The following is a 1,476-nucleotide window of genomic DNA, read 5'->3' as shown; positions in this document are numbered from 1 at the left end:
GGTATGTAATTGGTGTTGGCTGGCTGCTGACGGTGCAGCCAGATTTTGTATTGAACGACACTTGGAACGCTATATCACCAGGTCAATAACCATCAGTGTTATAGGATCAAGCCTCACGAGCAATTAGTATCGGTTAGCTTAACGCATTACTGCGCTTCCACACCCGACCTATCAACGTCCTGGTCTCGAACGACTCTTTAGGGGGATCAAGTCCCCGGGATACCTAATCTTCAGACGAGTTTCCCGCTTAGATGCCTTCAGCGGTTATCTCTTCCGTACTTAGCTACCCGGCAATGCCATTGGCATGACAACCGGTACACCAGAGGTACGTCCACTCCGGTCCTCTCGTACTAGGAGCAGGCTCCGTCAAGTATCCAACGCCCACGGCAGATAGGGACCAAACTGTCTCACGACGTTTTAAACCCAGCTCACGTACCTCTTTAAATGGCGAACAGCCATACCCTTGGGACCGGCTACAGCCCCAGGATGAGATGAGCCGACATCGAGGTGCCAAACACCGCCGTCGATATGAACTCTTGGGCGGTATCAGCCTGTTATCCCCAGAGTACCTTTTATCCGTTGAGCGATGGCCCTTCCATTCAGAACCACCGGATCACTATGTCCTGCTTTCGCACCTGTTCGACTTGTCAGTCTCACAGTCAAGCACGCTTATGCCATTGCACTATCAGCACGATTTCCGACCGTACCTAGCGTACCTTCGAACTCCTCCGTTACACTTTGGGAGGAGACCGCCCCAGTCAAACTGCCCACCATGCACTGTCCCCGATCCGGATAACGGACCAAGGTTAGAACCGCAAACAAACCAGGGTGGTATTTCAAGGATGGCTCCACGTAATCTAGCGACTACGCTTCAAAGCCTCCCACCTATCCTACACAGGCCGGTTCACAGATCAATGCAAAGCTACAGTAAAGGTTCATGGGGTCTTTCCGTCTAGCCGCGGGTAGATTGCATCATCACAAACACTTCAACTTCGCTGAGTCTCAGGAGGAGACAGTGTGGCCATCGTTACGCCATTCGTGCAGGTCGGAACTTACCCGACAAGGAATTTCGCTACCTTAGGACCGTTATAGTTACGGCCGCCGTTTACCGGGGCTTCGATCAAGAGCTTGCACCCCATCACTTAACCTTCCGGCACCGGGCAGGCGTCACACCCTATACGTCGACTTTCGTCTTTGCAGAGTGCTGTGTTTTTAATAAACAGTCGCAGCCACCGATTCTCTGCGACCCCATCATGCTAAGCGCGCAGGCGCTTCACACTACCGGGGTATACCTTCTCCCGAAGTTACGGTATCAATTTGCCGAGTTCCTTCTCCTGAGTTCTCTCAAGCGCCTTGGAATATTCATCCCGTCCACCTGTGTCGGTTTGCGGTACGGTCTCGTACAGCTGAAGCTTAGAGGCTTTTCTTGGAACCACTTCCAATCACTTCGCAAGCAATGCTCGCTCGTGCCACTAC

Annotated in this window: 1 rRNA gene (running past one end of the window); it reads right to left on the bottom strand. The window is 52.4% G+C overall.

From position 1 onward, the window contains the following. Positions 1 to 102 precede the first annotated feature (102 nt). Positions 103 to 1,476: ribosomal RNA gene (locus ACFZAI_RS28800) — 23S ribosomal RNA — on the bottom strand (it continues 1,564 nt past the right edge of the window).

It is taken from the genome of Achromobacter sp. NPDC008082 (assembly GCF_042957345.1).
GTDB classification, from domain to species: domain Bacteria; phylum Pseudomonadota; class Gammaproteobacteria; order Burkholderiales; family Burkholderiaceae_B; genus Achromobacter; species Achromobacter kerstersii_A.
This window is presented reverse-complemented; position numbering and strand designations above follow the sequence as displayed.